This is a genomic window from Paraburkholderia sprentiae WSM5005, from assembly GCF_001865575.2.
GTDB lineage: Bacteria > Pseudomonadota > Gammaproteobacteria > Burkholderiales > Burkholderiaceae > Paraburkholderia > Paraburkholderia sprentiae.
In genome coordinates this window covers 1-23,883 of the sequence record NZ_CP017565.2, presented here as the reverse complement: position 1 = coordinate 23,883, position 23,883 = coordinate 1, and the positions used below count along the sequence as shown (strand labels likewise).

The following is a 23,883-nucleotide window of genomic DNA, read 5'->3' as shown; positions in this document are numbered from 1 at the left end:
CGCTTTCGTACGGGCCCGCAGAAGGCCCATACGGAAACACCACCACGCAGGAAAGGATGAAGGAGGGGTAGTACAGACGCGCGACTACCGTCGCGCATGTCGATGCGTCGTGGACGACGCGGGGATGGGACCAGATTAGCGCGAGCGATCCTCAATAGATATCTGAATGCTCGCGAAAGTCGTGCAGCTTAAAGAGGCAGCGTGACGTCCCAGTTATTGGTCGACAACACGTTCCGTCAGCCGGCTAACGGGCTTAATCCGGAAAGCTCGACAAAACCATATAGCTTTCCGGGATTGGATGAAGGCGGGAAGAAAGCTTCGAAGCATCTGCGTCGATTCTGCGAGGACTTGACTTCATTTTTTGCGCGGCAGACTGGACTTATCCCCACTTCAGGAAATTCCACGATGCTCAGTTACATCCTTCTCGTCTCTGGTTGCGTCTTCGCATACCGCGCGGTCACCCGGCGACGCAAACCGGCTTCCAGCCGGTCGCCCGTTACCCGCAGCCAGAAAAGCGGCGATGAGGGCGAGGCTCGTGTGCAGGCGGAACTTCGCAGCACGCTGCAATGGCTGTGCGGCGAGAACTTCTATCTGCATCCGGGCGCCGTGCTACTCAACCATGCGCCGGGGACAGCTTTTCCGACGGCCGAAGTGGATCATCTTGCGATCACGCCTTTCGGCATCTTCGTCGTCGAGACAAAGAACTGGGCAGGCAGCATTCTCCCGGGCCATGACGCCGACACCGTTGTGCGCGTCGGCGCCGATGGTCAACAGGAAACGCGCCGCTCGCCGCTTCGTCAGAACCGGTCCAAGGTCGGCTTCCTCCGCAGCGTGCTGCCCGGCGTGTGGCCAGTCGAAGGGCTAGGCGTGTTCGCCAGTGACCACTGCGAAATCTCTTCTGCCCTGCCTGCCAATCTGATCCGTCGCGCTGACCTGCATCAATGGCTGCGTGCGCGCAAGGCTCGCCACGACGCGAATGGCGATCTGCCCGTGAATGTGCATCACGCGTGGCGTGCGGTTCAGGCTGTTGCAGACACGGAAGCGCGGGCGATCGATGCGCACCGCATACGTTTGATGCGAGTCGCATAAACCGAGAGGTACCGCTAACAAAAATAGCGCCAATTGCTAAAGATTACGGAATCTTATGCCGATTGAAACACTGCTTAGGCAAAAAAGACCCGCATTTGTCACGAAAGCTGCATGTATTTGTGCGCCTTTCGGGCAAGTGGGGTGAGAAACGAAGCGTATTCTGGCCACGGGGTGTGTGATCACGAAGGTCAGGGTACAGCGTCACGCCACACGCAAACAGCAAGGACACGGAAACATCATGAGCAACAGCAAGGACCTGAAGAAAGTCAACAACGACGAGTTCGATCCGACCCGCCTCGAGTCAGCCGGCGCTGACGGACCTGATGCGCTGGAGGAATCGTTGCCCCCCACCTTCGTGCACATCCCCAATCAGACCGAACTCAGTCAGGCCGCACGGCAGTTCTTTGGCGGCCAACTGGATGAAGCACTGATTGCCTCCATCGTGGCCGAAAGCGAAGAAGTCGCGCACTCGACCCGCAAGATCTTTGGGGAGCACATGCGGATCGGCGGCAACTTCGCCCATATCATGATTGCCGTGCAGAACGATTTTGTAAGGCGCCTCGGGGATACGCCGAAGTCCCGAAGCCTGGCAAAGGAACTCGTCTACCGCTACCTGCAGCATGCTTTCCGGCGCTCCCGATCATGGGTGGACCTCTACATCCGCGCGTACGAGAAGTTCAGTTCAAATGCCGGTGCCGTGCAATACCTTGAGCTCACCGACATGCAGGCCCTGATCAGTAATGACATCGGTGACGACATCGTCGAGATGGTCATCGAGGCGAGGAAGGATAACCCCGAGCTGAGCAAACGCGAAATCAGGAAGCTCATCAGCGATTTTCGCGGTCAGATTGCGGAAAAAAACACCCGGCTCGAGCTCGTGACCAACCAGCTGTCCGATATCGCCGGCGAGCTTGACGATACGAAATCGGACAGGGATCGCCTGACCGAGCAGGCGAAGCGCCTGCAACAACAGATCGAGCAGGAGAAAAAGAACGCTAACGGCACGCTCGTTGAACTCGCGGAAGCACAGCGGATGATGAGTGTCCTGCAGAACCAGCTTGCCAACACCGAGCGCGAACTGACCGCCCGGACCAACGAACTGCGTGAAGCGTCGGAGAAGGTGCAAACGAGGGAAGTCCCCGTGCCGACGCTGCCGGATCACATCAAGAACCTCCAGGAAGCGACGGAGAACGCCATGGACGATTTCAACGAAGCCAGCGCCAAGGTCGATGCAATGCGCGCTGAGCTTGCCGCGCTCGAGCAACGACGTGATGCAGAAGCCGCACGCATCGAAGCACAGGAGGTGCTTGAGAAGAAGGTGAAGGGGCTGCTACAGAAGTTCGGCGATTTCATGCAGGACTATCACAGCGCCCAGCTTCTCGTCACGGCAGACGGGGCGCACAAGGCTTTCAGCGGACTGTTCACCGCCCTCGCCGATCTTGTGGGCAAATTTCATGGCGAACTGCTCGCCGCTGCACGCGCAGCCTGACCCGCCGGCCGCATAAGAGAGAAAAGAAGAAATAAACGATGGAAAACAAAGACAACTACCGCGCCGTCGAGCGGCTCTACGTTCCCGACTGGCTGAACGAAGTTATTCAGGTGACGAACTTCAACCTGGTCGATCACATGAAGCTGATGTTGCGGCATGACAGTCGCTTCAGCGAAGTTCTCAACATTGCGCGCGACGAAATCGACCAGCTCAAACTCAACCAGGCCTCGTTACGCAATCTGCTGCACACCCCCTTCCTGATGGTCGAACCGACGCTGCAGACCGTCGAGGACTGGCGCTGCTTTGTCGACCAGACGCCGACGACCGTGGCCGTCGACATCCTGCGTCGCAAGACACCGCCGCTCGATCACCTGTCCCTGTATGCGGTCAACCATCAGAACGTCGCGTTTCTGAACCTGATCACTCAGGTTCTGAACATGAGCGTGTTGTGTGCGCCGTTGCTCGGGATCACGACAGAGCTGGCGAACTATCTGCGCTCGGTGCCCCAATACAAGCTCAATCTCGCGCTGGGCGGCATGCAGGGGTTGCCTCTGTTCCGGTGGCGCTTCAATAGCCCCACATTCTGGTACGAGTTTGCGGCCAGCAGTCTAACCGACGAAATGATTGCGCATCTGATCATGCGTACATCGCCCGCCCGCGCGGGCGACCTGCCGCTGCGGGCCGACTGGAGTGGATTGCGGCTCGGACGGGCCACCAATGAAATTTTCGCGGCCGCCATGATCGCGTACGGCCTGCGCGCGTCGACGGCCTCGACGCTCTTCCAGTTGAACCAGCATCAGATGCGAACGCTGTATCAGAAGATCCACGGCAAAAGCTCGCCATGCGGCAACGTGGCGACGTCGCTGCCATGGTTCGTCGAGAGCCCCGCTCACCGCCTGCACGCCACGACCTATATGTGGCTGTACCGCTCGGCGATTGCGATGGATGCCAACGCGCCCGAGGCGCTCATTGCGACCAACGATATCTATTCACGGCTGTTCGAAAACCGCCTGATCTCCGCTGATCGCGGCTGGAACCTGACCCGCTCGATGGCCGCCGACACCCGACTGACCGTCGCGCACTGCCGTTCTTGTACCACGCACTATGTCGTCTCGAACAACGACACGAAGATCGAGGTGCATAACCGCTTCGCCTGCCCGGCATGCCTGCAGCAGCTCACCGGGAAAAAGCGTGCCGTGCGCAGGAAGAAAACAGATGACGCCTGAACCCGCGCGACAAACGGAACTGCCAGCCGGGCTCGTCGTCTTCAGCGCAGACGGCAAGGCCCAGTTCGGCTGGCAGAATCCCGAGACCGGTACGTTCCATTCCGAGACCGACGGCAACGTCATCATCGATGCTGTCGGCGCCATTGCCTGCATGCCGGGCGCGCTCACTGATGAAGAAGGCCATGGAAGACTTCGACTACCTCGTACCGGAGAGCAATGCTGCGTGGCTCGACGGCCGCGGCGACGGTCGTTTCGAACGCTACGAGCGCTTCTATCAGAGCGAGCGTGCCATCGACACCGCTGGCTTCGATCTTGAGACGACCAACGAGGGATACAGGGAATGGGCGAGTCGCCAGCCTTCGCGCCTTCTCTCCTCGCTCAGTGCACCGTGGTTCGGCCGGGTCGCCGTCGTCTTTTTCTGCCTCTATATGGGATGCCACCTGGTTCCGGGGCTCGCAAAGGCGATGCCGGAGGCCACGGGTGGAATGCTTCTGGTCGTATTCATCGGCCTGCGCATGTTCCACCGGCGGCGAAGCAGAAAAAAATAGCCACCGGCAACGGGAAGCGCAGCCTGGGCCCGTCGCGAGACGGGTTTTTCGTTTTCTGAACCGCCCCGGCTCAAGACTTACAAATGATTTCCGTTAAATCTAGAATGCCGACGCGTTAGACAGGTGCATTTATGCGGAATCCAGGCAGGAAACGCCGCAGTGGCGCGGCGACTTGACTTTGGCGCGGCGTCGATAAGATGGAATCAAGGACGTGCAAGGGGCGCGACCAACAACAAACCCAAGGTTTTTCAATAATGAAGAAGAAAATCTCAGCAATGACCGCCTTTTCTATTGCAGCTGCTCTCGCCCTCTCGGCGTGCGGCGGTGGTGGCGGCGGTAGCGACAGTGGTGGCACCAACACCGGCAGCTCGAGCACCCCGGCTGCAACGTCGTCGAGTGCAGGAAATCTGCAAACTTCAGTTCCGACGGCGACCTATACGAGCGGCACGGCTGAGGCGTCGATCTTCACGCAACTGAACGCTTACCGTTCGGGAATGGGTGTGGGCCTGCTGAAGCAGGATACGATGCTCGACACGTCTGCGTCGGCGCATGCGCTGTATCTCGTTGACAACTTTGCGAACGGCAACATCACCAGCGTCACGCACAATGAAGTTTCCACGCTCGCGGACTACTATGAGGCGACCCCGCTGAGCCGCGCGCGCAAGGCCGGCGTTCCGGCGACGGAGTGGGTCGGCGAAAATGCGGGAGTCGGGCTGAACCTCACGACCGTCGATGCGAACGCCACAAGTTGCGTCGGCCAGTATCTGGACACCGTATATCACCTTCAGGGTGCAACGGACATTCAGGAAACAGTGGGCGTCGGCTTCCAGGTGAATGCCAGCCAAGGAACTTACGGTTGCGTGCTTGACTTCGGTGAAACGACGAACGTGACGGGTGCACCGGTCGATAACGGGTTCTATGCCGCCGGTGGTCAGCAGATGGCGACGAGTGCAAACGCGGTGTCGCCGTATCCGAACGAAACGAACGTCGCACTCACGATGCACGCCGAAAGCCCGAACCCTGCGCCGGATCTCGCTTCGCCTGGGCGGCCGGTGATGTTCCGAGTCAACGCCGCAAACGCGGGCGATGTACTGACGGTTACGAGTTTCACTCTGACCGCCAACGGGTCGGCGGTGCCGGCCCGCATCATTGTCCCCTCGGCAGCAATGACCGGATCGACGGGCGCGACGGCCGACGTAAACAACGCGCTTTTCGTTGGCGTTGTTGTCCTCCTCCCGCTCGCCCCGCTCGCTGCCAACACGACCTACACGGCGACGTTCTCGGGTCAGCGTGACGGCAAGCCGGTAAGCAGGACGTGGAACTTTACGACTGGCTCTTAACGGAATGACTTGAGCCAAATCAAAAAATGCCCCAGACGATGGGGCATTTTTATTTTGTCCGCGCCTAGTGGTTGAAACCGCTGCACGCATAGACCGGTTGTGCTGGCGCTGACACGCTGGGGTCGCCTAAGGCCACCTCATACAGTGCTGCGTTGGGCCAGACATCACCTGTTGCTGTCAGGAAGTAATTACCTGCACTGTCTGGCGATACCGGGTATCGCTGGCCGAAGTAATATTGGTAGTACGAAGTAGAGCCGTCCGACCACTGCTGCTTATAGACGCCTATGGGAATCTGACCGCTCTTATTTCCGCCATTCCAGGCTCCGCAATCCTCCCATACATAGAATCCCGTAGTCGATACGATAGTAGGCTTAGTTGTCGGGTCGTTGGGAGCCGTACAGCCTGGCGCAGACCAACTTGAACCGTTCCAGCTAGGCGCACTTGTTTGGGTAAAGCCCGTTGGACAGGCCGCGGGTGCCTGATAGTTGCACTGTGGCGCCGAGTATTGCGATCCAATCCACTGCGCCGCAGCTACGGTCGTCCATCCGGCATCTGTCGGACACGTCGGTGCAGTCTGCCAGACAGTTGTGATATGACCTACGCAGGTCGAATCTTGGTTGTTGACCGAACATCTCACCGGCCCTGCCATTGCAGCATGGCTCCCAAGCACCGCACAGACGGCCAGCGCAATCCTTATTATCAGTTTTGTCATTTTCTCTGTTCTCAGTAGGAACAATACGTCGTCGCAACGGCGGTGCCGGGGATAACAGTGCTGTCGCCCGGGCTTCCATCCACGATATAGACTGTCCACGGGCCCGTACCATCGACCCGGTAGTGGATCGAAGCGGTCGGGTCGGTATAGGTGCTCTGCCCGGACACGACGATCCCCGGCGTCCCCCCCGCCGGACACACTGGATTTGGCACAAAGGTGCCGTTCCCGTCGGGGATAGCGGTGTAGCCGTACCACAGCTTCGGCCCGCCAATGGGCATCCACTGCAGAACGCCCGACAGCTTCTGGCACGACAGCACCAGTCCCGAACCGTCACTTGCGCCCGCCATTGCATTGACCGTCGGGCAAGCGGTTCGTGGCCAGCCAAAGCTGCCCATCCCAACCGTCGTACCGGCGGTGACGCTCGTGCCCGCGGCTACCGCACCGCTGGCGGCCACAGCACCCGTTGCGCCAACATTCGCGGCGCTGACCGTCCCCTCTGCATCCAGATCGTGAACGTTGTGCAGGCTCACGTGATTCACGTTCTGGTCGCCCGTCCACGTAAGCGAACCATCGCGCCGGATATAGACCGAGTTACCGTCCGAGGTTGGCCCGTTGGTCGCGAGAATTGCGGCCGGGACATTGCCCAATGGATTGTTCGCGGTCCATGCACCGTAGAGGCCGGTGATCGTTCCCGCGTTCTGCGCTTTCGAGTACCCGAACGAATTGCCGCCAGCCTGCACAATCTCTGAGGCGCCGACGACATCAGGCTGTCCGCCACGCGTGATCGGCTTCGACGGATACATGACGTACCTGACGTGGCAGTCACCCGCGCTGACCGTACAGGTTGCAGGCCCGACACTCATGCTGGTCACATAGGAGCCCCCCCAGAACGGCCCCGCTGCGTGGGGCTGTTTCAGATTCCCCTGTGTGAACAGGTCATCGATGGTCGGCGCAGTGACCGGGCCGGGCCCGCCAGCGATCAGCGTCGCGTAGTTGTTCGTCACCCAGTCGGAGAGCGCCGAGTTGATCACCGCCTCGTTCTGGCCTTCGGCCGTCATCACCTGCTTGCGCTGCTTCGCTGCGTCTTCCTTGATACCAACGACGACCAGCAGCGCGGCGGCCACCATCACGGCCACCATCTCGACGAGGCTGAGCATGGGCGGCGATCCTTAGTTGTTGTGCGTCGCGTACATTGCGATGCTCGCAGTCGCACCCGCCGAACTGCACGCCGTCCCCGCAGTCGTCTGGCTAAAGGTCGTGTTGGGATCAGAAACGGTCGTCCCATTGACGGTCACCTTTGTATAGGCGCCCGCCACAGCGCTCACCGAGAGCGAACAGACCGTCGCCGGCACCGGGTAGGTCAGCGCCATCGCATCGTTGGTCGTGGCAATGGTGGCGACCGCGGCTGTCACCGAGCCACCGAAGATACCGGTCAGCGCGCCGGACGTCTTGTTCACCCGGCTACCCGCCGAATCGAAGGCGTGATTCTGCGCGAGCGTGAGCAGCGATTCGCCCGAAAAATCAGTGTCGCTCGACGTCGCGTCCTGAATACCACTACGAAAGAGCTGGGCCTCGCTTTTGAACTGGTGCGCGTGAATGCGATCCATCACGAAGCTACGGCCCTCATAGACGATGAGTGCGAGCAGCGCGGCACCCGCCATGACGGCTGCGCCTTCGATGATCGAAAGTTCGCCGGACTGTTTGCGCCGGCGGCCCATGCGCAGGATCGCTGCCTTACGTTGCGCCTGGGTCTGAATCTGGGTCTGATTCTGGATCGGGTTGTTGTTCATTTTTCTTGCCTCAGTCAATTGGATACAGCGGATGTAGTCGGGGAAGAATCGAAGCTCGCGGCGCCGGTCGCAGCGTACGATCCGATGCCCAGCACGAAAAACAGCGTGATGGCGAAGCCGAGCAGCACGTAATGCGTGATGCGTGCATTGCGGCGCACGGTGGCGACAACGCGGTCCAGCGAAGTCCGGCCAAGACTCTTGATGGCCTGTACGAACTGGTCGCGCCCCGCGGCGTCGGCGATCGTGTCGATCACCACCTCGGAGAAGATGCCGGTGTCGAGCGCTCGCATCGGTTCGTCCGGGCGCTGCGTGAGCCGCCGGCTCATCCGGTCGATGTGCCACCTGAGCCACGGGTCGGCGGTCTTCGCAAGACGGTCGAGCGCCGCCCGCAAAACGAGATTCGAATCGAAGAGACCGGCAAGCGACACGATCAGCAAGGCCGCACGCAGGTCGCGCCGGTTGCGCCACATGAGCGGCAACGCATCCACCCGGTTACGAAAGTGTCCGGTCCAGCGCCTGAGCGTCCAGAAGTACAACGACACGAGACTCGCGGTGATCGCAGCGCTCAGCCACCAGTAGTCGTAGCAGAACGTGTCGATCGCATGGAGCGTCTGGCCTATTGGCAACCATTGATCGACCGGCTTCGTGTCCGCGACAGCCGGGAAGATCTCCCCGCCGAACAGCATGCAGAACATGTAAAGGTAGACGATCAGAAACGCCGGATAGGCCATCTCCAGCGACGTCGTCGACGCGAGCACACCCTCCGCGTGCGCCGCCATTTCTGCCAGCTCCAGCCCGCGCACCGCAGCGTCTGCGCGCGTCGACGTACCGGCAATGTCAAGGAGCGCGTGTTCCTGGCCCGGAATGAACGGCTTGAGCGCCGTGGCAAAGTCGTCGCCCGCGACCATGCGCTTCGCAACCGCATTGAACACGGGCCACGCCAGCCACTTGCGCGAGCGATGACGCTTTTCGAGGGTCGTCAGCCGCTCGAGCAGCGTCTCGCGATTGCGCAGCCCCTTGGCCGCCACGTCCAGACGTGTCTCGCGATAGAACGTCTCGCGCATTTTCTGGAAGCGCCAACGGGCGATGCGTAGCCGCTCCTTCTGCGGCAACGCCATGAAGAGCGTATGAATCAGTCCGCGGATCACGAGGGCATCCTCCCGTCGCGGTCGGCGAAGATCCGGTATTCGTCAAACGGACGCATCGCCGTGTCGATGAAGCGCGGATCGATGATGCCTTGCGACGCCTTATAGAGCGCGTGCTCGTAGATCGTCTTGCCCGTCATGTCGTCGCTGTCAAAGCCGGTCGAGCGCGCCGATCGCCACACGTTCTCAGCGCCGCGCCAGTCGCGTTCGGCAACGCGGTCGAGAAACTCCATGGTTGGCCGGAAGATTTCCATTGCAAGCGTCTGCCCCTTCGTGCCGGCCGCCACCTTGCCTGCCCGCGTGAAGAGTCCCTTCAGGCGGCAGTGTTCGCAACCGGCTTCATCGCGGCACGCCATCTTCGAGGTGTCCAGCCCGAACTTGTGTTCCAGCGTTTCGATCTGCGCTGCGGACATCACGTCACGTGCCGGGACCTTGCAGTGCGGGCACAGCAAGGGGATCAGTTTCTGGTTCGCAACAGCATTGATGAACTTCTCGGAGGACACTTCGTCCATCGGCAACTGCAGACGCCCACCGGCAAGGCGCATGAATGCACCGATTGCGCTGTCTGCATGTAACGTCGTGCGTACCGGGTGTCCAGTGAGCGCCAGTTCGGCAACGAGGCCGGCGACGACGCGATCGCGGATTTCGCCCACCGTCACATCATCCGGGTCCATACGCATCAACGTACGGATGACCTCGGCGCACTTGCGGTTGGCTTCTTCGTCCGTCTCGTCGGGACGGCGCGGAATCGAGATATCCGAGAGCCACGGCTGCGGATACTCGGACGGCTCGTTGACCGCGAACTGCTTGCGCAGGTCGCGCGACGCGAATGTGAACGACATCGCGCGCAGCAGCGTGGATTTTGCCGACCCTGTTTCGCCCGTGAAGACCGTGACCCCGCCGCTGACGTTGCCCAGCGCCTGGATGATGCGTAACTGGGACGTCTGCAATCCCATCTGTTCCGGCATCAGCACCTTGAGATTCCGGAAGTTGCCGTCGAGCAGGCGCAGCCCGACGTCGAAGCCGCCAACCAGCGGTGAGCTCTGCCAGCGGATGTTGACAATGTCTGACTGCACGACGAGCGGGATCATCGCCGACTGCGACGCAGTGGGCTGGAACGTCTCGCCCGAATTCGTGTTGCGCGCGACGAGATCCTGATAGGAGGCCGACAGCGCGCGACGCACCAGCGCCTTGGGCAGCTTGCGGTACGTGTAGAGGTCGCCGTTCACACGGAACCGGACTTCAACATCGTCGTTGAAATCGCGGTACTCGTAGTGGATATCGCCCGCGCCGTAGGCGTGAGCGGCTTCGGTCACGTCACGGAACGTGCCGATGGCGCGCGAACTCTCCGGGATGATCGCCGCCGAGCGGTTGCGCTCGCGTGCGTAGATCGCCGCAATCACCGCGTCCGTCGCGATCATCTCCTCATGTACCTTGATGTCGGCGCGCTCGAGATCCTTCACGTAGGTCGGGTAAAGCGCGGACTCATGAAATGTCCGCGTCGTAACGACGATTGCCATCCCGGCGTGCACTTCGACGGCCACGAACTCACGTCGTGCGGAATCCGTGATGCGCAGCGCCGCATCCTGGCCGCGCTCACTCAGAATGCGTTTGAAACCCAGTGCATCGGCGGCAACCAGTTGCGGCAGGCCTGACGGCAGGAACTCCGACTGCTGCGGGACCACGTCTGCCTGCGCATGGAGCTCGTGCACGTCATGTGTCTCGTCAGCGGCCGCTGTCGGCGGCACTGGCTCCGGTGCGACATCGCGCGCTTTTAGCCCAGATTCAGCCGTTGGGTATTCCATCGTTGTGAAGTGGGCCTTCATCGCTGATTCAGCACCACCGTCCGGGGCCGTTTCAGCGGCGCTCTCTGCGGTCCCTTGCACTTCAGCCGTGTGATGAATCGCCGGCTCAACTCGCGCCGGGTGCCCGTTGGCTTCCGGCTGCGCCGGATCAGCGCCGGCCGCCGCATGCGTGTCGCTTTCATTGGCGTCGACGTCGGTGACGTCGGCCATCCTCAGCCTCATGCCCAGCGTCATCGTCTGGCCGGGCCTGGTGTCCACAGGCTCTGCCTTGACCGGCTTGCCCTTGCGCACGAAGCGCGGCTCGCGATCCGTGTTCTCCTTGCCTTCGGCGCCGGCGATAGGCATCGACGCCGGTGAGTCGTCAGTGAACCCGGCGCGCAACGCACGGAACCGTCCAAGAATGCCGCGCGAAGACGGCTTACCGTTTTCAATACCGTTGAACAGGCTCATCGTTATTGACCCAGAGGAAAGGAAGAAGGCAGCGGCCCACCGAGATCACCCAGCGTTCGCGTTGGACTGCCGGTTTGCTGCGTGCTGTCCGACGTATTGGCCGTGCCACCGCTGATGGTTTCCGTCCATGTGCGCCTGCCATCCGCGACGGTGACGACGAATCCATCAACACGCTTCACGGTCCAGCCATTGAGCAGCTTCGCGCCGACGTGCGCGGGATAGGAGGCGCTGCGGTACTCATACAGCACCGACTGCCCGCTCATATCGCTGAAAGCGCCAACGAAGCGCACCGGTTCCTTGCGGGGAGCCGGCGGTATCGCCCTGATGACCGGCGCGGGTGCGGGCACGGTTGCCGGGGCGGGCGCGGTCAGCGAGACTGCAGGACCCTGAGGCCCGCCATCGCCCGCAAGCTGGCGTGCGATTTTCGAGCGGGTGATCTGGTCGATCTCGTCGATCGACAGGTGCGGCGTAGTTCCGGCCGGTAACGTCTGCGCTACCGGTTGCGAGACCTGTTGAGAGGCCGCCGCCTGCGAGTCCACTGGAGTCGACCTGGCAAGCGAACCGCCTGTCGCCGCTCCGCTTGCCGGTGCAGCGCCTGCTGACACGGGCGTGCCCATGTCGAGACTGGCTGAAGGTCTGCGCACGCTGGCCGTCTCCATGTGCGGCGCAGCCGGCTTTGTCTGTTGCGCCTGCGCAGCGCCGGTCACCAGCGTCAATGCACTGGCAATCGCTGTCAGCCGTTTAGTCGAGAACATAGTATTTGCCCTTCGCTGTGAAATGGATTCCGCCCTGGTCGCCTGCGCCGCTGTTCGCCTTCCCGGTTGCGCCCTGGTCGTTCAGCTTCAGCTCCACGGTCATGGAGTCGAGCGTCATGTTGGATGGCAGCTTCGCGAGCAACGGCGATTGCCAGCGAAAGCCGTTGATCTCCCAGGTACCCACGCGAATCATCTGCGCAGGCCGCGAGCCGGTGGTCCCCGGCGGGATCGCGAGTAAGGGTATGGCCGGTTCGATTTGGACCGTGTAGCCGTAGCTGATCAGCTCGAACGGTTTGGTCGAAAGCTTCTGCGGTGGCGTCTGCAGGGCGTCGATCAGTCCCTGCTCGGTAGGCCACGCTTTCTGGTCATCGGCTGTCACGAACGCGACGTCTGGAACCTGCGGACCCCGCGCTCCGGCATGCAGGCCATCCGCGTCAAAGTGCAGCGGACGCATGGTCTCAGCCGCTGCCTGGCGGAGGTCCTCAAAACTGCCGCCATACCGGCGAAGGGTCAGCGCGCAATAGCCCTGCGTTGCGCATACCGCCTTCTCGAAGACCCAGCCCGCCACGACGGATTCGCTATTTCCAAGGGTGGAAAGAAGCGCTGGCGCCAGTTGACTGGCGCGCGGCATCTTTGCGGCGAAGGTCTGACGCACAAGCGCTGCATATCTGTCTTCGAGCGACGGCTCTTTCGACGCAGGCGGTGCGGGTGGATTCAGCAGGTCGAGCAACTGGATGCCACCGAATACGACGGCCGTGAATATCACCAGCACCGGCACGAGTGTCGGCAGGTTGACGGGCACCTTCGCGACGCGGCCAGTCTTGCGATCGTCAAGCAGTGCCGCAGCGCCGAAGCTCTCGTCCACGTCTCCGACAGCCTGGCCGGAACCGAGCGTCGTCAGCGTCAGGTTAAGGCGCAGGCATTCCTGCTCGATCGCCAGACGCCTTTCGTGCGCCTTCGGGGTGGTCAGGACTTCGTCGCTGCGCACGACACCGCGCACCACGAAGACGACATGTACGCGCTGGTCGTCCTGCAGCAGGACCAGTGCGGCAGCCCTGCCCTTCACACGTTCATGCTGCGCAATGCGCGCCGCGCCCGAGTAGAGCCTGGCGCCCTTGATCTCGCCAGCGTCTGGTGTGCAAAAGCCGCCGATGACGTCCTTGCCGCTCCGGTATTCAACGTAGTGCGTCGCACCGAAGTCGTCGGCATAACGGCGGCGCTCGGCGCGCATCTGTCTGGCCGGATACGCACGCCAGTCCAGTCCGAAGACCAGGCGCGCGTTCTTTTCTCGCGGCAGCGGATCGGTAGTGTGCAGCATGCCTGCGCTCACATCGACGGGACGACCGTAGCCGTCAGCATGATCACCTGGAAGGTCTTCGACTTGTCCCAGAGACCCGTGATACCGGCGATACCGCCATTCGTCGTGCTGTCCGCGAAGTCCGTCATCTGGCCGTAGAGCACCACCGTCTGGCCGTCAGACAGCGCGATTGTCTGGTCCTCCTTGCTGCCGGTCGTGTGCGCCAGCTGGATCTGTTGCAGCGTCTGGCCAGAGCCAACCGACGCCGACGTGAACGGACCATTGAGCTTCGAACTGTCGGCCCAGTACGAGAGGATGATCTGGTTGTGGTCGTTGACCGCCGGCAGGATATTGACGAAGTCGCCCGTCGTCACTGTTCCCGGCGTGAGACCGGGCACACCGCCTGACGTGGCCGTCAGGCTCCCTGCGGAGGGCGTGGTCGATCGCAGATAGTCGTCGCTCTGGAACGAGGCGATGGAAACCGGCAGGCCGTTGAGCGTCATCTTCGTCTGCGTGCTGTCCTGCACGGTGCGGCCATACTGGTTCAGAGCATTGATGACGGCGTTGGTACCGGAGAACGGCGCATTCGGTTGCAGCACCGACAGGCCGACCGTAGCCCCTCCCGAGGAGAGCGACGTGGGCGACGTGAAGCTGACCGCATACTTGGCGAGGCCGCCCTGGATATAGTTGAACACGACATCTGCGTTCGCACCCGCCTGAGTGCCCTTCTTCAGCGCGATCTGCAGCGTGCGCACACGCAGCATCACCTGACGCGTCGAGACCGCGTTTTCCTGCGCGAGCAGCTTGCCCATCCGGTCTGCCGCCTCACGCGTGTCATACACTACGACGAGACGGCTCTGTGGGTTCACGGTCACGCGGCCCATCGGCGAGCGAAGCTTCTCGAGCGCATCCCTGATCGACTGGATCTGGTCGAAGTCGCCTTCCCGGCCCGTTGAGGTCTGTGCCGCGAACGAACCCGTATTGCCGCCCGATCCGCCGGTGCCGTTCGCCTGGTTGCCCGTCGAGGTGTCCATGCCCTTCGACATGGTCGACTTGATCGATACCTTGCCCGGGATCGCGGCGATCTGGTACATGCGCGTGACAAATCGCGTGATGTTGATGGTCGTTCCATCGAACGACCAGTCGAGACCAAGGTCTTCGGCCATGCGGGTCAGATACTCGCCTGCATAGCCCGTGAAGACCTGGCCGTAGACCGGCTCTTCGAAGTTCGCGCTGCTGGAACCGTTCGACCCTACAGTTGCGCCTTTGCCACCCGACGAACCCGCTGCCTCGCGCGGCACCAGGGAACTACGCGGCACGAACACGTCAGGGCTCAGATGGACCGCATAACCGGTTGCGCCCGAGATGAGCGTCGAGATCTGTTTGATACCGATGTTCGCGGGCATCGTCACCTTCTTCTCGCGGAACGTGGCGGGCAGCTTGGCTTCGTACGCGACCGGGACGAGCCGGTCGCCGAGGAAGGCCGTCGGCACGTCTTCAACGAGCGCCATCGAGCCAGGCAGGTTGGCCATCGCATCGCTCGCGGTGCGATGAACACCGTCGTAAGCCGAGTTGACGTCGCTCTGGTAGACCGCGCAACCCGCGATCATCAGCGAGCACGCAGCGGCAAGGCCAGTTGTGAGAATGGAAGCGTGACGCATGGTGTTAGTCCTGGCAGTTGGCCGCGCGCGCGATCACGCGGATGACGTTGTTGGTGTGACGGCAGATGCGCGTGGGCACGCGCATGTGATTGGTCGCTTTCATGACCTGCGTGAGTACCGACGTGAAGTCACCGGAGAAGGTCGCGTTGAATTCGAGCGGCAGATCGTCATCGACCTTCCACGCGAGCTGCCATCCCTGTGTCTGCAACCAGCGATCGAGTGCATTGCGCAGATTGAGGTCCTGCGGCGCGATGGAAAGCGTTAGCACGCCACCTGGCGTCGTCGGCGTGCCAGGCAGAACCACCGATGCAACACCAGACGCGGTCGGTCCTGCCACCGCGCCCGATGCGGCCGGAGTGACCGCCGGCGCCGCGTTCGCTGCCGTCGCGCGGGACGACGGGGCGGCCGACAGGATCTGCCATCCGTCACCGGCGGGAGGAGCGACGTGCGACTGGTCGGGGTCGATTGCGGCCTGGCTCCAGCCCGATACACCCACCAGCGACAGTGCGGCCAGCACACGCGCGATCACGCGCACCCGTTCATTGCGTTCAATGGTCACATTCATTGGTTATTGCCCCTGCCGCTGCAGGCGGCGATAGATTGCGTTGGCGTAGATCAGTTGCTTCTGCGTCGAAACCGCGTTGTATGCACCCACGGCCCTCCAGGTCGGCCCGAACTGTCTGATGTTCGAAGCAAGAATCCACGTTCCGACGTAGGCGTTCACACAGGCATTGAAGAGGTGCTCACGCCGGATTCCGTACTGGGCGAGTCTCGGCAGCCATGACGAGTTGATCTGCATGAGGCCGATGTCTTCGGTCCCGTTGCTGTTCACGTTCACCGCGCTCGAGCGCATGCCTGATTCGTGCTGCGCGATCGCCCGAACCAGTTGCGCACTGATGTGGCGGTAGGCAGCCGCGTCGTCGAGGCAGTCGGCCTGTGCGACGGCCGCGCATCCGAGTGACGCGAACACAGCGAACAGATGAAGCGCGCCCTTCATCACGATTTCGCCACCGCTGTTGCAGTGGTCGTCGGCGCGACAGGAGCGCCCGGCGCGAGACGCTCGAAGTACTTCACGTCGTGACGGCGCATGACGTTCACGGTATTGCCGTCCGCGGTGACGATGAACTGTTCGGACGTGCCGTTGAACATGTAGTAGCGGCCCTTCTGCTCACCCGACCCGAGGTGTCTGACGTCCGCCACATGGATCTGGATAACCGAATCCGCGAACTTGAAATAGGTGTGACCGTCGTTGTCGAACACCGCGAGCAGATGGGCGGCGTTCGCCTGATCGAAGTCGTAGACTGTCCCTGCCGATCGGCCGACCTCGACCGACTTCGAACCATCGGAGACGACGATGCGCTGCGCACGCTCGACAGTCATGACGTTCGTGTCGCCGTTCCATTTCGGATGCAGCGAACGCCCGTCAGGTGTCTTGAACGTCAGCTCGTGGGCAGGCTTCGATGCAAAGCGGATCTGGGTGTGTGTGTCGTCGCCATCGCGGATCGCCTGCGCACCAAAATTTTCGGCCAGCAGCGATGCGCTCGCCGTCGGTGCGTCTGGCTTCGCTGCGTCCCCGTTAGCGACCACGGTTTGTGCGATGGTGTCAGGCTGCGACTTTTCACCTGCCGCGTAGTTGAGCGCGCCGGACTTCGGCGCGTCGCGATGCAGGCGGATGTGGCGCGACGTGAAATCGACGTCCGCGTACAGTCCGCTTTGCGTCATCAGGCGATCGAGCGCCTGCATCCAGTTCTCGCCCGCACGCGTGGCAAACGCGCTTGCATCCGTGATGTCTACGTCCTTCTGTGCAGACCCCGTCCAGCCCTGCGGGGCCAAAGCCTTGACGAAGCTGGCCACGGGCATGCTCGCCTTGAGCGCGCGGACCGGCTCGAGCGCACCATGCGTGCCGATGAGGACAAGGCGATTGGTGAAGCCATCAAAACCAGCGGGCTGATCGTCGCGCAACGCGGCGAGCGCGCCACTCGCCCCGCCGCCGATGAACGCGTTCGCCTTCGTCCAGCGAGCACTCGCAGTGCGGCCGGCCACCGAGTACGTGATCGTTTCGGGCGTGCCATCGACAACGACATAGGGGCCTTCCGTATGGCCACCGACTGCGGAAATGACCTGCCCGGCGCGAGGCTGGATATAGGTCTTCGATCCGTCGTTGAAGATGAGCGCAGGACGCTCGGCGATACCGCCCGCAATTTCGTAATCGAAATCGAATGGGTCAGTGTTCGCGGCATGCGCCGTGATCGCAACGAGCAGCGCGATACAGGCGAGAGCGATTCGGGAAACGTGGAACTTCATAGGCCGGCCTGGATCTGGTTAAGGTGCCGCGCAAAACGCGCGAGATACGCGTTGCCCGGAACCGGATTGGCGCTGTGGTAGTAAGCGATCGCCTTCGCGACCGACCGCGTTTTGCTGTAGTTCTCGTTGAGAATGTCCTCAGCAACGCGGATGCTGGTCGCAGGTGCCAGGGCTTCCCACGGCGAAGCAAAGCGCCGCGCGTGGTAGCACCAATTGATCTGGAGAAGGCCTACGTCGAAGTCGCACCGCCCGTGCGCAATCAGTGACTGGATGACGCGGTATGCGTCCTCGCGCGACCTGAAGAAATAGCCCTGCCCTGCGACGTTCAGAGTCCATGGCCATGCGCGGCCATTGAAGCCCGATTCATTCAGCGCGATGCCTGCGAGCACCTTCGGATCCACGCTCGTGTGCATCAGCTCGAACGGCGCTGTCGCACTTGCACACGCCCAGCCGCCACGACCTTCCACGATCGCAGCCTGTGCATCGTCATCAAGCACGACTGGTTGCAGCCAGCCCTTGCTCACCAGCAGGCGCTCGAGCGAAACCTCGCGCGCATCAACAGACACCGTGATCCCCGTATCGGGATTGCTGCCGACCGTCTGACCAACGAGCGGTGCAGCCCACGATTCGAACGCGTCCAGCCCGCAGTAGAAAACGGGTTTGCCATCGAAGCGTGCGACAGAACGCGCGCCCGCCTGCGTCAGCACGACGCTCGTCGGGCTGATGACGTTCTCGATGGTCGCCGCGTGACTTCCCAACGACAGGGCCGCCAGCGAGAGGATCAGGACAATTCGCCTAGTCACCGCGGTATGGCTCCATGCAGATGTCGCGATTGACCTTGATCATGAAGCGGCGCTCGCCCGGGCCCGTCGTGATCGTGGGCGGGATGTTCTTATAACGGTCAAGCACGGACTGCGAGGTTTGCGCTGCGACCTGTCCGGCCGTGCTACCCACCTGCGTCACACCAAGCGGCCCCGTGGTCGTGGACGTTTCGCCGCCGTCGTACTTGCGCAGAAGGATCGCAACGAGAAACGACGTGCCGAAGATCTTCAGGAAGTGATTGTTGACGTCCCCCGAGAAGCCTGCCGCGCCATCGGCATCCGCGCCCTGCCCGCCGTAGAGCGGCACATGCTTGCCATTGGGCAGACGCATCTCGGTTGCCGCGACAAGGATGCTCTGCTGGCCCGGCTGGATATCCGAACTGTAGGGCGCGGTGATCATCGTGCCTTTCGGGATCATCAGGCAGTCGCCACGAATGCTGTCGTAGACGTTCTTTTCGACCATCAGCGCTGCGGTGCCGGGACGGTCGGAATTCAGCCCTTCGATGGTGAGCACGGGAATATGGTGCGGAGGAGAAAGCACGCAGCCGTGCGCCTGACCCACAAAACCGCCGCGGGAAAAGTCCTCTCCGTTGCCTGATTGCGCGGCTGCCGTCTTCATGAACGCCGCATCGCGATCCTGCGTCGTTGACACCGCGCCCCGCCCCGCCTGCGGGCCGACGCCCACCGCCGCCAACGCCGCGGCGACCTGTGCACCGGCTGAACCTGCGGCCGCCTGTTGGGCCGATGCCTGTTGCGTCGCAACCTGCTGCGGCGTGAGGATGCCCGCCGGAAGCATCGCCTGCACAGGTCCAGAATCCTTCACCTTGACGCCGGGACGGAAGATCGCCGACGCGTAGATCGCATCGTTATCCGACTGGGCCTTGATTTCGCGCGTGTGCTCGTCGGCGGCGAAGTTATCCGCGGTCAGACCGGGCGCGAGGATGGGTGATGCCCCCGACGCCGATGCAGCGCGAGGCAACGCGGCAGCTCGTGCCTCGGACGCAGCAATCCTGCGTGCGGCCGATTGCTGGTCCTGAATGATCTTGTCGACGTCCTGGGTGCTGTTCGACCTGTCGACCACTTCCGCCTGTTTGGCCTTCTTCGCCAGTTTGGCCTCGTCGTCAGCCTGCGCGCTTTCCTTGATCTGGTAGTAGAAGCCCAGCGCCGCAATCACGACGGCCGCAACGACACCCGCGCTGATCAGCGCGTTGCGGGGCGACTTCCCTTTCACAATCTGCGCCTGCGCGCCCGTCGGCTGTCCGTTTTGCCCTGTCATGTCGAGCGCTCTCAGAAACCGAAGATGCCGGGCCGGCCACGTTTGATCGTGACCTGGTCGTTGGCAGCGCGCAGGACAATCTCATTGGCCATTTCCTGCACGACGATGTACGGCCCACGACGGATGAAGTTGGGGCTGACGATATCGCCGTGATCCTTGACGATCGGCACCGCGAAAGGCGCGTCCAACGGCAGGCGCAGCCAGACTGATTTGCCGTCATCGAATACGGTCTCCGGCCGGAACGGCGCCGAACCCGACACGGTGTAGTCGAAATTCAGCTTGTCGGGCGATACCCCGAGCGGGCCCGAATCGTTCGCATTCGGCCCTCCCTGCCCCGCGTCAGCCGCGCCTGCGTTCCCATCCTCGCGCGCGCGAACCTTGGCCATCAGCGAACCGGGATAGTTGAACCGCACGGTCTGGTAGAAAAGCCCGCCCATCGGCGATGAGACCAGCGTCATGTCGTATTCACGCTGGTTCGTCGTCAGGTGCAGCGTGTTGACGAGGCCCGGCTTGACGGGCTTGATAAAGACGTGATTCGATCCGTCGGTATCCACGATCCACTGGACGGAATCGCCAAGCGCGGGCTCGGTCGCCAGCACCTCACCGCGCGCCAGCTCGATCGTTGTCGTCTTGAGCGGCGCCGTCATGATGCGGTAGATCTGGTCGCGGCTATACGGGAACACCGCCATGCGCGCGTCACCGGGCATGGTGATCGGATCGGTACCGGCGTTATAGGGATTCACCGGGCTCATCGGATCGCTCATCGCATTGGCGATATCGAAGGATGTGGACGACACCGCGCTGCTCTTCCTGGCAGCAAGCACGGGCGTGCAGACCACCGTGACGCAGGCAAAAGCCGCGACCCACGAGGCAAGCGTGCGTGAGTGGATCATCATTGGGTCTTCTGGATGGAGAACAACGGATAGAAGAGGCCGAACGGATTCGCACCGAGCGCGTCTTCTGATGTGGGCGGATTGATCTGGTAGCGGAACGTCAGCGCGTACTTCTGCACCACCGGCTTATCGGTCGGTGATTGCGTCGTGCTTGTCGTGAATTCCACCACCGCGGTGGAGTCTTCGAGCATCGCAACGTTAGTCACGCGTACTTCCCGCACGAGCTTCGGGTTGAGCGTGATCGACTGGAACGGCGCATCGCTCTTGATCCAGTCGCCGAACTGGTTGCGGGCATTGCCGACCATCATGGCCTTTACGCCATTGATGTTGCGGGCCATGCGAGAAGTCTGGATGTCATCGGTAAGCACCGGCTCGATCGTGAACCAGCGCTCCACAGTTTCACGAAGTGAGGTGCGGATAGCCTGATCGTCCGGCTTGTACGCCGTCAGTTGCGTAACGACAGCATGGCCGTTCACATCGGCCGACACACCATAGGACTTGACCTCCGACGGCGCAGGATTGCGCGTGTAGATGGCCCCGCCCGCGATGAACGCCAGGATGAAGCAGAACGTCTTCCAGTGATTTGCTTCGACACGCAGACGTGCGCCGTTGTCGAAGATGATCTTCTCGGGGTCGTCTTCGGAGTAACCGCCGGGGGCGGTGGACAGCGCGATCTGTTTCTTGCTGCGGAAAAGAGGCATGACGGTCGATCCATTTGGGCCGACTCCATTGAATCAGCCCGCGCGGGAACCGGATCATGCAAAAGAGATGCGATTTTTGGGCGCTTTCGGGGCTGAGAACTTCGGCGATGCATCGCGTCAGCCGGCTAACGGGCTTAACCCGAAATGATGACGATTTTGGGGCAGCTTTCGGGGCAACGACTGCGAGTGTATGCGAATAGGATCCAGACTGTTACATGGTTTACATGGAAGCGCTTAATCACGTCGTTGATTTAAAAACAAAATGTTGAGCTTTTTGCGTCAGCCGGCTGACGGAAGTTTCGGCGACATCACACGACATGCCAAGTTCTTCGAGACGCACGCGACTCTGGCAATTCTTGAGCTTCCTTGACATCTGAGCAACCGGGTTAGCATGAACTCATTTTGCAAACAGCCATTTATGAAAACAGATTCACTTACGCTACGTCAGCAAGAGGCTCTCGCTCAATACAGCAGCCTGCGTCAGCGGAAGGCATCGATGATCATGCTGGGGCGGCTTTGCGGCTCGTTTCTGAATCGGCAAATGTGGGAATCGCAATCTGAAATGGCCTCAGCCTTGGGCATTTCGAAACCACACGTCAGCCGGTTGCTGCGCGCAGCAAAGGTACCGGACGAAGTCATCTATACGTTTGGTGACGTGCAGCGCATTTCGTTTGAAACCGTGGAGGCTCTCGCGAAGATTGAAAACCGGATTGGACGCATGCTTTTGATCGCTCGCGCAGTGAGTTTTGGCGCCCGTTCCGACCTCAAGGTGCACGAGATCCTAGCGGCCCTGGCTACCGGGTTCGTGGCGCCGATCCGCGAACAAGTCGTGAGGCTCGCACGCCATAAGGAGGAAGGTTATATCAGGCTATACTCCGCACAGTTGAGCCGCATGTCCGCGGATCTTCCTCGTCTGGAGAAAGCAATCAACGCTGTTTTGGAGGGAGTCTTGCAACTGATCTGATTTGAGAGCCGCCGGTTGAGAACCGCGCGCCTGTTAAGTCTCAGCGTTTTCGTAACCAGATCGGAACGCGTCACCTTTGAGTGGCGCTTTCCGATCTATGGTTACTTGACGGCCGCAATGCGATGCTCCTAGAAAAAGCCATGTGCCCCAACTTTCGGCAAGTTTCTGCACAGGAAAGACGCCTGCTGGAATTCACGATGTTCGCTGCGCAACCTCCGGCAAGCCAGCATCGAACTCGACCTAACGAGACTTGCCCGGCCTCGACCTATTGAATACATAGCCCGCGAATCCGTCTTTCAAGTCGGGGTACTTCTGGATCGTTGCCTCGGCCAAGTCGATCATAGGATCAATGCCCAGCCGGCGTAGCGTGAGCTTGCCAGCCGGTGTCCCTTTGTAGGTCCGTCGCCAGTCCTCCCGCTGCTTGGATGTAGCGGCTTCGTATGCTCCCCAGCCGCGCCGGATTTCGTCGACCATGCGGTCCTGAGCGTGCACGTTCTGGGCGGCTATCTGCAGGGCCATCCTACTCTGGATCTGCTCTTTCGCTTCCGATTCCCGTTGCTCTGTCAGGGCGAGGTCTTTCTGAATCTCGACCATCTGGCGCTCGGCGTCGGAGACGATCCACTGTTCCTTCAATGCCTTCATAAAAAATCCGGCTGGGCTCTTCGACACCTTGCCCAATTTCAGGCTGAAACGCGTCCGCTCGATCGCCTGTTCCAATCGTTCATCATTGTATGTGTCGCGCGACGCGGCAATCTGGTTTAGTTGGGCGCTGGACAACCCGAACTCCTGCTTCAACGTTTGATAAATCGCTTGCGCCTGCTCGTGGGTATGAAGGATGCGCTCGGCCATCTCTTTGCGCTCAATGCGAAACTTCAGGCGGCCGATTTTCCGAGACCCCTGCTCATTGCGCGTCTCATACGAGAGTCTCAGGTCAGAAACCTCGTTGATCTGTTCAATGGCAGGTACTAACCAGTCTCGTTTGAAATATTTGAACTCGTTTGCCTTGGCACCCATTGCACCTTGCCACAAACGCAATTCATCGAGAGTAAGCCAATCTGTTTCTCCGTCATCCGCGTAGGGAAGAAGGTGGTCGTACATGACACGCGCGTAGCTGAGCGTGAAGAGAGAAGTGATGCGCAGGCTCAGCCAATGCGACTTTCCTGGGCCGCGTATGATGCCAATCAGATCGGGGGGTACTCGAAACTGGAAACGGCCGCCTGAGTAGGAGATGCGTCCAATCAGTTGCACTGAGCCAAACGGCTTTTCCCCGTCGGCGTCCGGCGCGGTGGTCGCCTGGATCAAGGCCCGTTGAGCTTCGGTGATCACCTGCTCGAGGTGCGCGTTGTTGCGACTCGAGTAACGCATGAGCCATTTGAAGTAGTCCAGTTCAACGTCATAGAGATCACGAACCTGTTCGTCCTGAGCGACGACGAAATACGCCGCATCGATCAGACGTCGCGCTGCAACACCCAAATCGATAATGCGGATGAGAACGTTCTTTCGTGCGAAGCCAATGTCGGACCGCGCCGTGTCGACCGGAAGGTCCTGCCCGGTTGCATCGTCGAACAAAGCTAAGGCCAGCTGCCGCGATGTGGCTACCTGCCCTGCTGTCGTCAT

General features: G+C 61.3%; 22 protein-coding genes. 6 read left to right on the top strand and 16 right to left on the bottom strand.

Translation table 11 applies throughout. The features are described 5' to 3' along the window. Window positions 1–201 precede the first annotated feature (201 nt). The 3 genes from BJG93_RS33580 to BJG93_RS33570 all read left to right on the top strand — a co-directional run bounded on the left by BJG93_RS33580 (window position 202) and on the right by BJG93_RS33570 (window position 3,804). Window positions 202–1,089, top strand: coding sequence for a nuclease-related domain-containing protein (locus tag BJG93_RS33580; RefSeq protein ID WP_231337701.1), 888 nt, complete (start codon window positions 202–204; stop codon window positions 1,087–1,089). Between the two features lie 238 nt (window positions 1,090–1,327). Next, window positions 1,328–2,578, top strand: a complete 1,251-nt coding sequence (locus BJG93_RS33575; protein WP_027196646.1) for a hypothetical protein — start codon at window positions 1,328–1,330, stop codon at window positions 2,576–2,578. A 38-nt stretch (window positions 2,579–2,616) separates the two neighbouring features. Next, the gene (locus BJG93_RS33570) at window positions 2,617–3,804 is read left to right on the top strand and encodes a FlhC family transcriptional regulator (RefSeq protein WP_027196645.1); all 1,188 of its coding nucleotides are present in this window, start codon (window positions 2,617–2,619) and stop codon (window positions 3,802–3,804) included. Here BJG93_RS33570 and BJG93_RS33565 read toward each other — a convergent pair. Continuing rightward, window positions 3,755–3,988 (bottom strand): hypothetical protein, encoded by a 234-nt coding sequence (locus BJG93_RS33565; protein WP_154671793.1) that lies wholly within the window; start codon window positions 3,986–3,988, stop codon window positions 3,755–3,757. The two genes, BJG93_RS33570 and BJG93_RS33565, sit on opposite strands and share 50 nt — an antisense overlap. On the opposite strand from BJG93_RS33565, the gene BJG93_RS33560 reads away from it, so the two are divergent. Further along, a complete protein-coding gene (locus BJG93_RS33560; RefSeq protein WP_027196644.1) occupies window positions 3,987–4,352 on the top strand; it encodes a hypothetical protein in 366 nt (121 codons plus the stop codon). The two genes, BJG93_RS33565 and BJG93_RS33560, sit on opposite strands and share 2 nt — an antisense overlap. Window positions 4,353–4,606: 254 nt before the next feature. Beyond that, on the top strand, window positions 4,607–5,692 hold the full coding sequence (locus BJG93_RS33555) for a CAP domain-containing protein (RefSeq protein WP_034478947.1): 1,086 nt from the start codon (window positions 4,607–4,609) through the stop codon (window positions 5,690–5,692). 723 nt (window positions 5,693–6,415) lie between these two features. On the opposite strand, the gene BJG93_RS33550 is transcribed toward BJG93_RS33555, so the two are convergent. The 14 genes from BJG93_RS33550 to BJG93_RS33485 are packed head-to-tail and all read right to left on the bottom strand — an operon-like array spanning window position 6,416 to window position 21,302. Further along, window positions 6,416–7,561 carry a hypothetical protein gene (locus BJG93_RS33550; RefSeq protein ID WP_027196642.1) on the bottom strand — a complete coding sequence of 382 codons (1,146 nt, stop codon included), beginning with the start codon at window positions 7,559–7,561 and terminating at the stop codon, window positions 6,416–6,418. Between the two features lie 12 nt (window positions 7,562–7,573). Next, window positions 7,574–8,194 carry a type 4 pilus major pilin gene (locus BJG93_RS33545; protein ID WP_027196641.1) on the bottom strand — a complete coding sequence of 207 codons (621 nt, stop codon included), beginning with the start codon at window positions 8,192–8,194 and terminating at the stop codon, window positions 7,574–7,576. Window positions 8,195–8,208: 14 nt separating this feature from the next. Beyond that, a complete protein-coding gene (locus BJG93_RS33540) occupies window positions 8,209–9,342 on the bottom strand; it encodes a type II secretion system F family protein (protein ID WP_027196640.1) in 1,134 nt (377 codons plus the stop codon). After that, window positions 9,339–11,594 (bottom strand): ATPase, T2SS/T4P/T4SS family, encoded by a 2,256-nt coding sequence (locus tag BJG93_RS33535; RefSeq protein ID WP_027196639.1) that lies wholly within the window; start codon window positions 11,592–11,594, stop codon window positions 9,339–9,341. The genes BJG93_RS33540 and BJG93_RS33535 overlap by 4 nt, the downstream gene beginning before the upstream one ends. 2 nt (window positions 11,595–11,596) lie before the next feature. Further along, window positions 11,597–12,301 (bottom strand): hypothetical protein, encoded by a 705-nt coding sequence (locus BJG93_RS33530; protein WP_231337737.1) that lies wholly within the window; start codon window positions 12,299–12,301, stop codon window positions 11,597–11,599. Between the two features lie 34 nt (window positions 12,302–12,335). Beyond that, the gene (locus BJG93_RS33525; RefSeq protein WP_027196637.1) at window positions 12,336–13,664 is read right to left on the bottom strand and encodes a type 4b pilus protein PilO2; all 1,329 of its coding nucleotides are present in this window, start codon (window positions 13,662–13,664) and stop codon (window positions 12,336–12,338) included. Between the two features lie 11 nt (window positions 13,665–13,675). Next, window positions 13,676–15,307 carry a type II secretory pathway protein gene (locus BJG93_RS33520; RefSeq protein WP_027196636.1) on the bottom strand — a complete coding sequence of 544 codons (1,632 nt, stop codon included), beginning with the start codon at window positions 15,305–15,307 and terminating at the stop codon, window positions 13,676–13,678. Window positions 15,308–15,311: 4 nt separating this feature from the next. Continuing rightward, window positions 15,312–15,872, bottom strand: a complete 561-nt coding sequence (locus tag BJG93_RS33515; RefSeq protein ID WP_027196635.1) for a toxin co-regulated pilus biosynthesis Q family protein — start codon at window positions 15,870–15,872, stop codon at window positions 15,312–15,314. A gap of 3 nt (window positions 15,873–15,875) precedes the next feature. Further along, window positions 15,876–16,304 (bottom strand): lytic transglycosylase domain-containing protein, encoded by a 429-nt coding sequence (locus BJG93_RS33510; RefSeq protein ID WP_082194597.1) that lies wholly within the window; start codon window positions 16,302–16,304, stop codon window positions 15,876–15,878. Continuing rightward, window positions 16,304–17,611: a TrbG/VirB9 family P-type conjugative transfer protein gene (locus tag BJG93_RS33505; RefSeq protein WP_027196633.1), complete on the bottom strand. Its 1,308-nt coding sequence runs from the start codon at window positions 17,609–17,611 to the stop codon at window positions 16,304–16,306. Before BJG93_RS33505 ends, BJG93_RS33510 begins: the two co-directional genes overlap by 1 nt. Then, complete coding sequence (locus tag BJG93_RS33500) at window positions 17,608–18,414, bottom strand: transglycosylase SLT domain-containing protein (RefSeq protein WP_027196632.1); 807 nt, start codon at window positions 18,412–18,414, stop codon at window positions 17,608–17,610. Before BJG93_RS33500 ends, BJG93_RS33505 begins: the two co-directional genes overlap by 4 nt. Continuing rightward, entirely contained in the window at window positions 18,407–19,708 is a 1,302-nt protein-coding gene (locus tag BJG93_RS33495) for a TrbI/VirB10 family protein (RefSeq protein ID WP_027196631.1), read from the bottom strand. The genes BJG93_RS33500 and BJG93_RS33495 overlap by 8 nt, the downstream gene beginning before the upstream one ends. 11 nt (window positions 19,709–19,719) lie before the next feature. Continuing rightward, complete coding sequence (locus BJG93_RS33490; protein ID WP_034478937.1) at window positions 19,720–20,604, bottom strand: TrbG/VirB9 family P-type conjugative transfer protein; 885 nt, start codon at window positions 20,602–20,604, stop codon at window positions 19,720–19,722. After that, entirely contained in the window at window positions 20,601–21,302 is a 702-nt protein-coding gene (locus BJG93_RS33485; RefSeq protein WP_027196629.1) for a type IV secretion system protein, read from the bottom strand. The genes BJG93_RS33490 and BJG93_RS33485 overlap by 4 nt, the downstream gene beginning before the upstream one ends. Before the next feature lie 418 nt (window positions 21,303–21,720). On the opposite strand from BJG93_RS33485, the gene BJG93_RS33480 reads away from it, so the two are divergent. After that, on the top strand, window positions 21,721–22,266 hold the full coding sequence (locus BJG93_RS33480) for a hypothetical protein (RefSeq protein ID WP_027196628.1): 546 nt from the start codon (window positions 21,721–21,723) through the stop codon (window positions 22,264–22,266). 240 nt (window positions 22,267–22,506) lie between these two features. On the opposite strand, the gene BJG93_RS33475 is transcribed toward BJG93_RS33480, so the two are convergent. Beyond that, on the bottom strand, window positions 22,507–23,883 hold the full coding sequence (locus tag BJG93_RS33475; RefSeq protein WP_027196627.1) for a replication initiation protein: 1,377 nt from the start codon (window positions 23,881–23,883) through the stop codon (window positions 22,507–22,509).

Coding starts and splice junctions, on each gene's coding strand:
- BJG93_RS33575 (WP_027196646.1), top strand. CDS start 1,328: ATGAGCAACAGCAAGGACCTGAAGAAAGTCAACAACGACGAGTTCGAT.
- BJG93_RS33570 (WP_027196645.1), top strand. CDS start 2,617: ATGGAAAACAAAGACAACTACCGCGCCGTCGAGCGGCTCTACGTTCCC.
- BJG93_RS33560 (WP_027196644.1), top strand. CDS start 3,987: ATGGAAGACTTCGACTACCTCGTACCGGAGAGCAATGCTGCGTGGCTC.
- BJG93_RS33565 (WP_154671793.1), bottom strand. CDS start 3,988: ATGGCCTTCTTCATCAGTGAGCGCGCCCGGCATGCAGGCAATGGCGCC.
- BJG93_RS33555 (WP_034478947.1), top strand. CDS start 4,607: ATGAAGAAGAAAATCTCAGCAATGACCGCCTTTTCTATTGCAGCTGCT.
- BJG93_RS33550 (WP_027196642.1), bottom strand. CDS start 7,561: ATGCTCAGCCTCGTCGAGATGGTGGCCGTGATGGTGGCCGCCGCGCTG.
- BJG93_RS33545 (WP_027196641.1), bottom strand. CDS start 8,194: ATGAACAACAACCCGATCCAGAATCAGACCCAGATTCAGACCCAGGCG.
- BJG93_RS33535 (WP_027196639.1), bottom strand. CDS start 11,594: ATGAGCCTGTTCAACGGTATTGAAAACGGTAAGCCGTCTTCGCGCGGC.
- BJG93_RS33520 (WP_027196636.1), bottom strand. CDS start 15,307: ATGCGTCACGCTTCCATTCTCACAACTGGCCTTGCCGCTGCGTGCTCG.
- BJG93_RS33515 (WP_027196635.1), bottom strand. CDS start 15,872: ATGAATGTGACCATTGAACGCAATGAACGGGTGCGCGTGATCGCGCGT.
- BJG93_RS33510 (WP_082194597.1), bottom strand. CDS start 16,304: ATGAAGGGCGCGCTTCATCTGTTCGCTGTGTTCGCGTCACTCGGATGC.
- BJG93_RS33505 (WP_027196633.1), bottom strand. CDS start 17,611: ATGAAGTTCCACGTTTCCCGAATCGCTCTCGCCTGTATCGCGCTGCTC.
- BJG93_RS33495 (WP_027196631.1), bottom strand. CDS start 19,708: ATGACAGGGCAAAACGGACAGCCGACGGGCGCGCAGGCGCAGATTGTG.
- BJG93_RS33490 (WP_034478937.1), bottom strand. CDS start 20,604: ATGATGATCCACTCACGCACGCTTGCCTCGTGGGTCGCGGCTTTTGCC.
- BJG93_RS33485 (WP_027196629.1), bottom strand. CDS start 21,302: ATGCCTCTTTTCCGCAGCAAGAAACAGATCGCGCTGTCCACCGCCCCC.
- BJG93_RS33480 (WP_027196628.1), top strand. CDS start 21,721: ATGAAAACAGATTCACTTACGCTACGTCAGCAAGAGGCTCTCGCTCAA.
- BJG93_RS33475 (WP_027196627.1), bottom strand. CDS start 23,883: ATGACGACAGCAGGGCAGGTAGCCACATCGCGGCAGCTGGCCTTAGCT.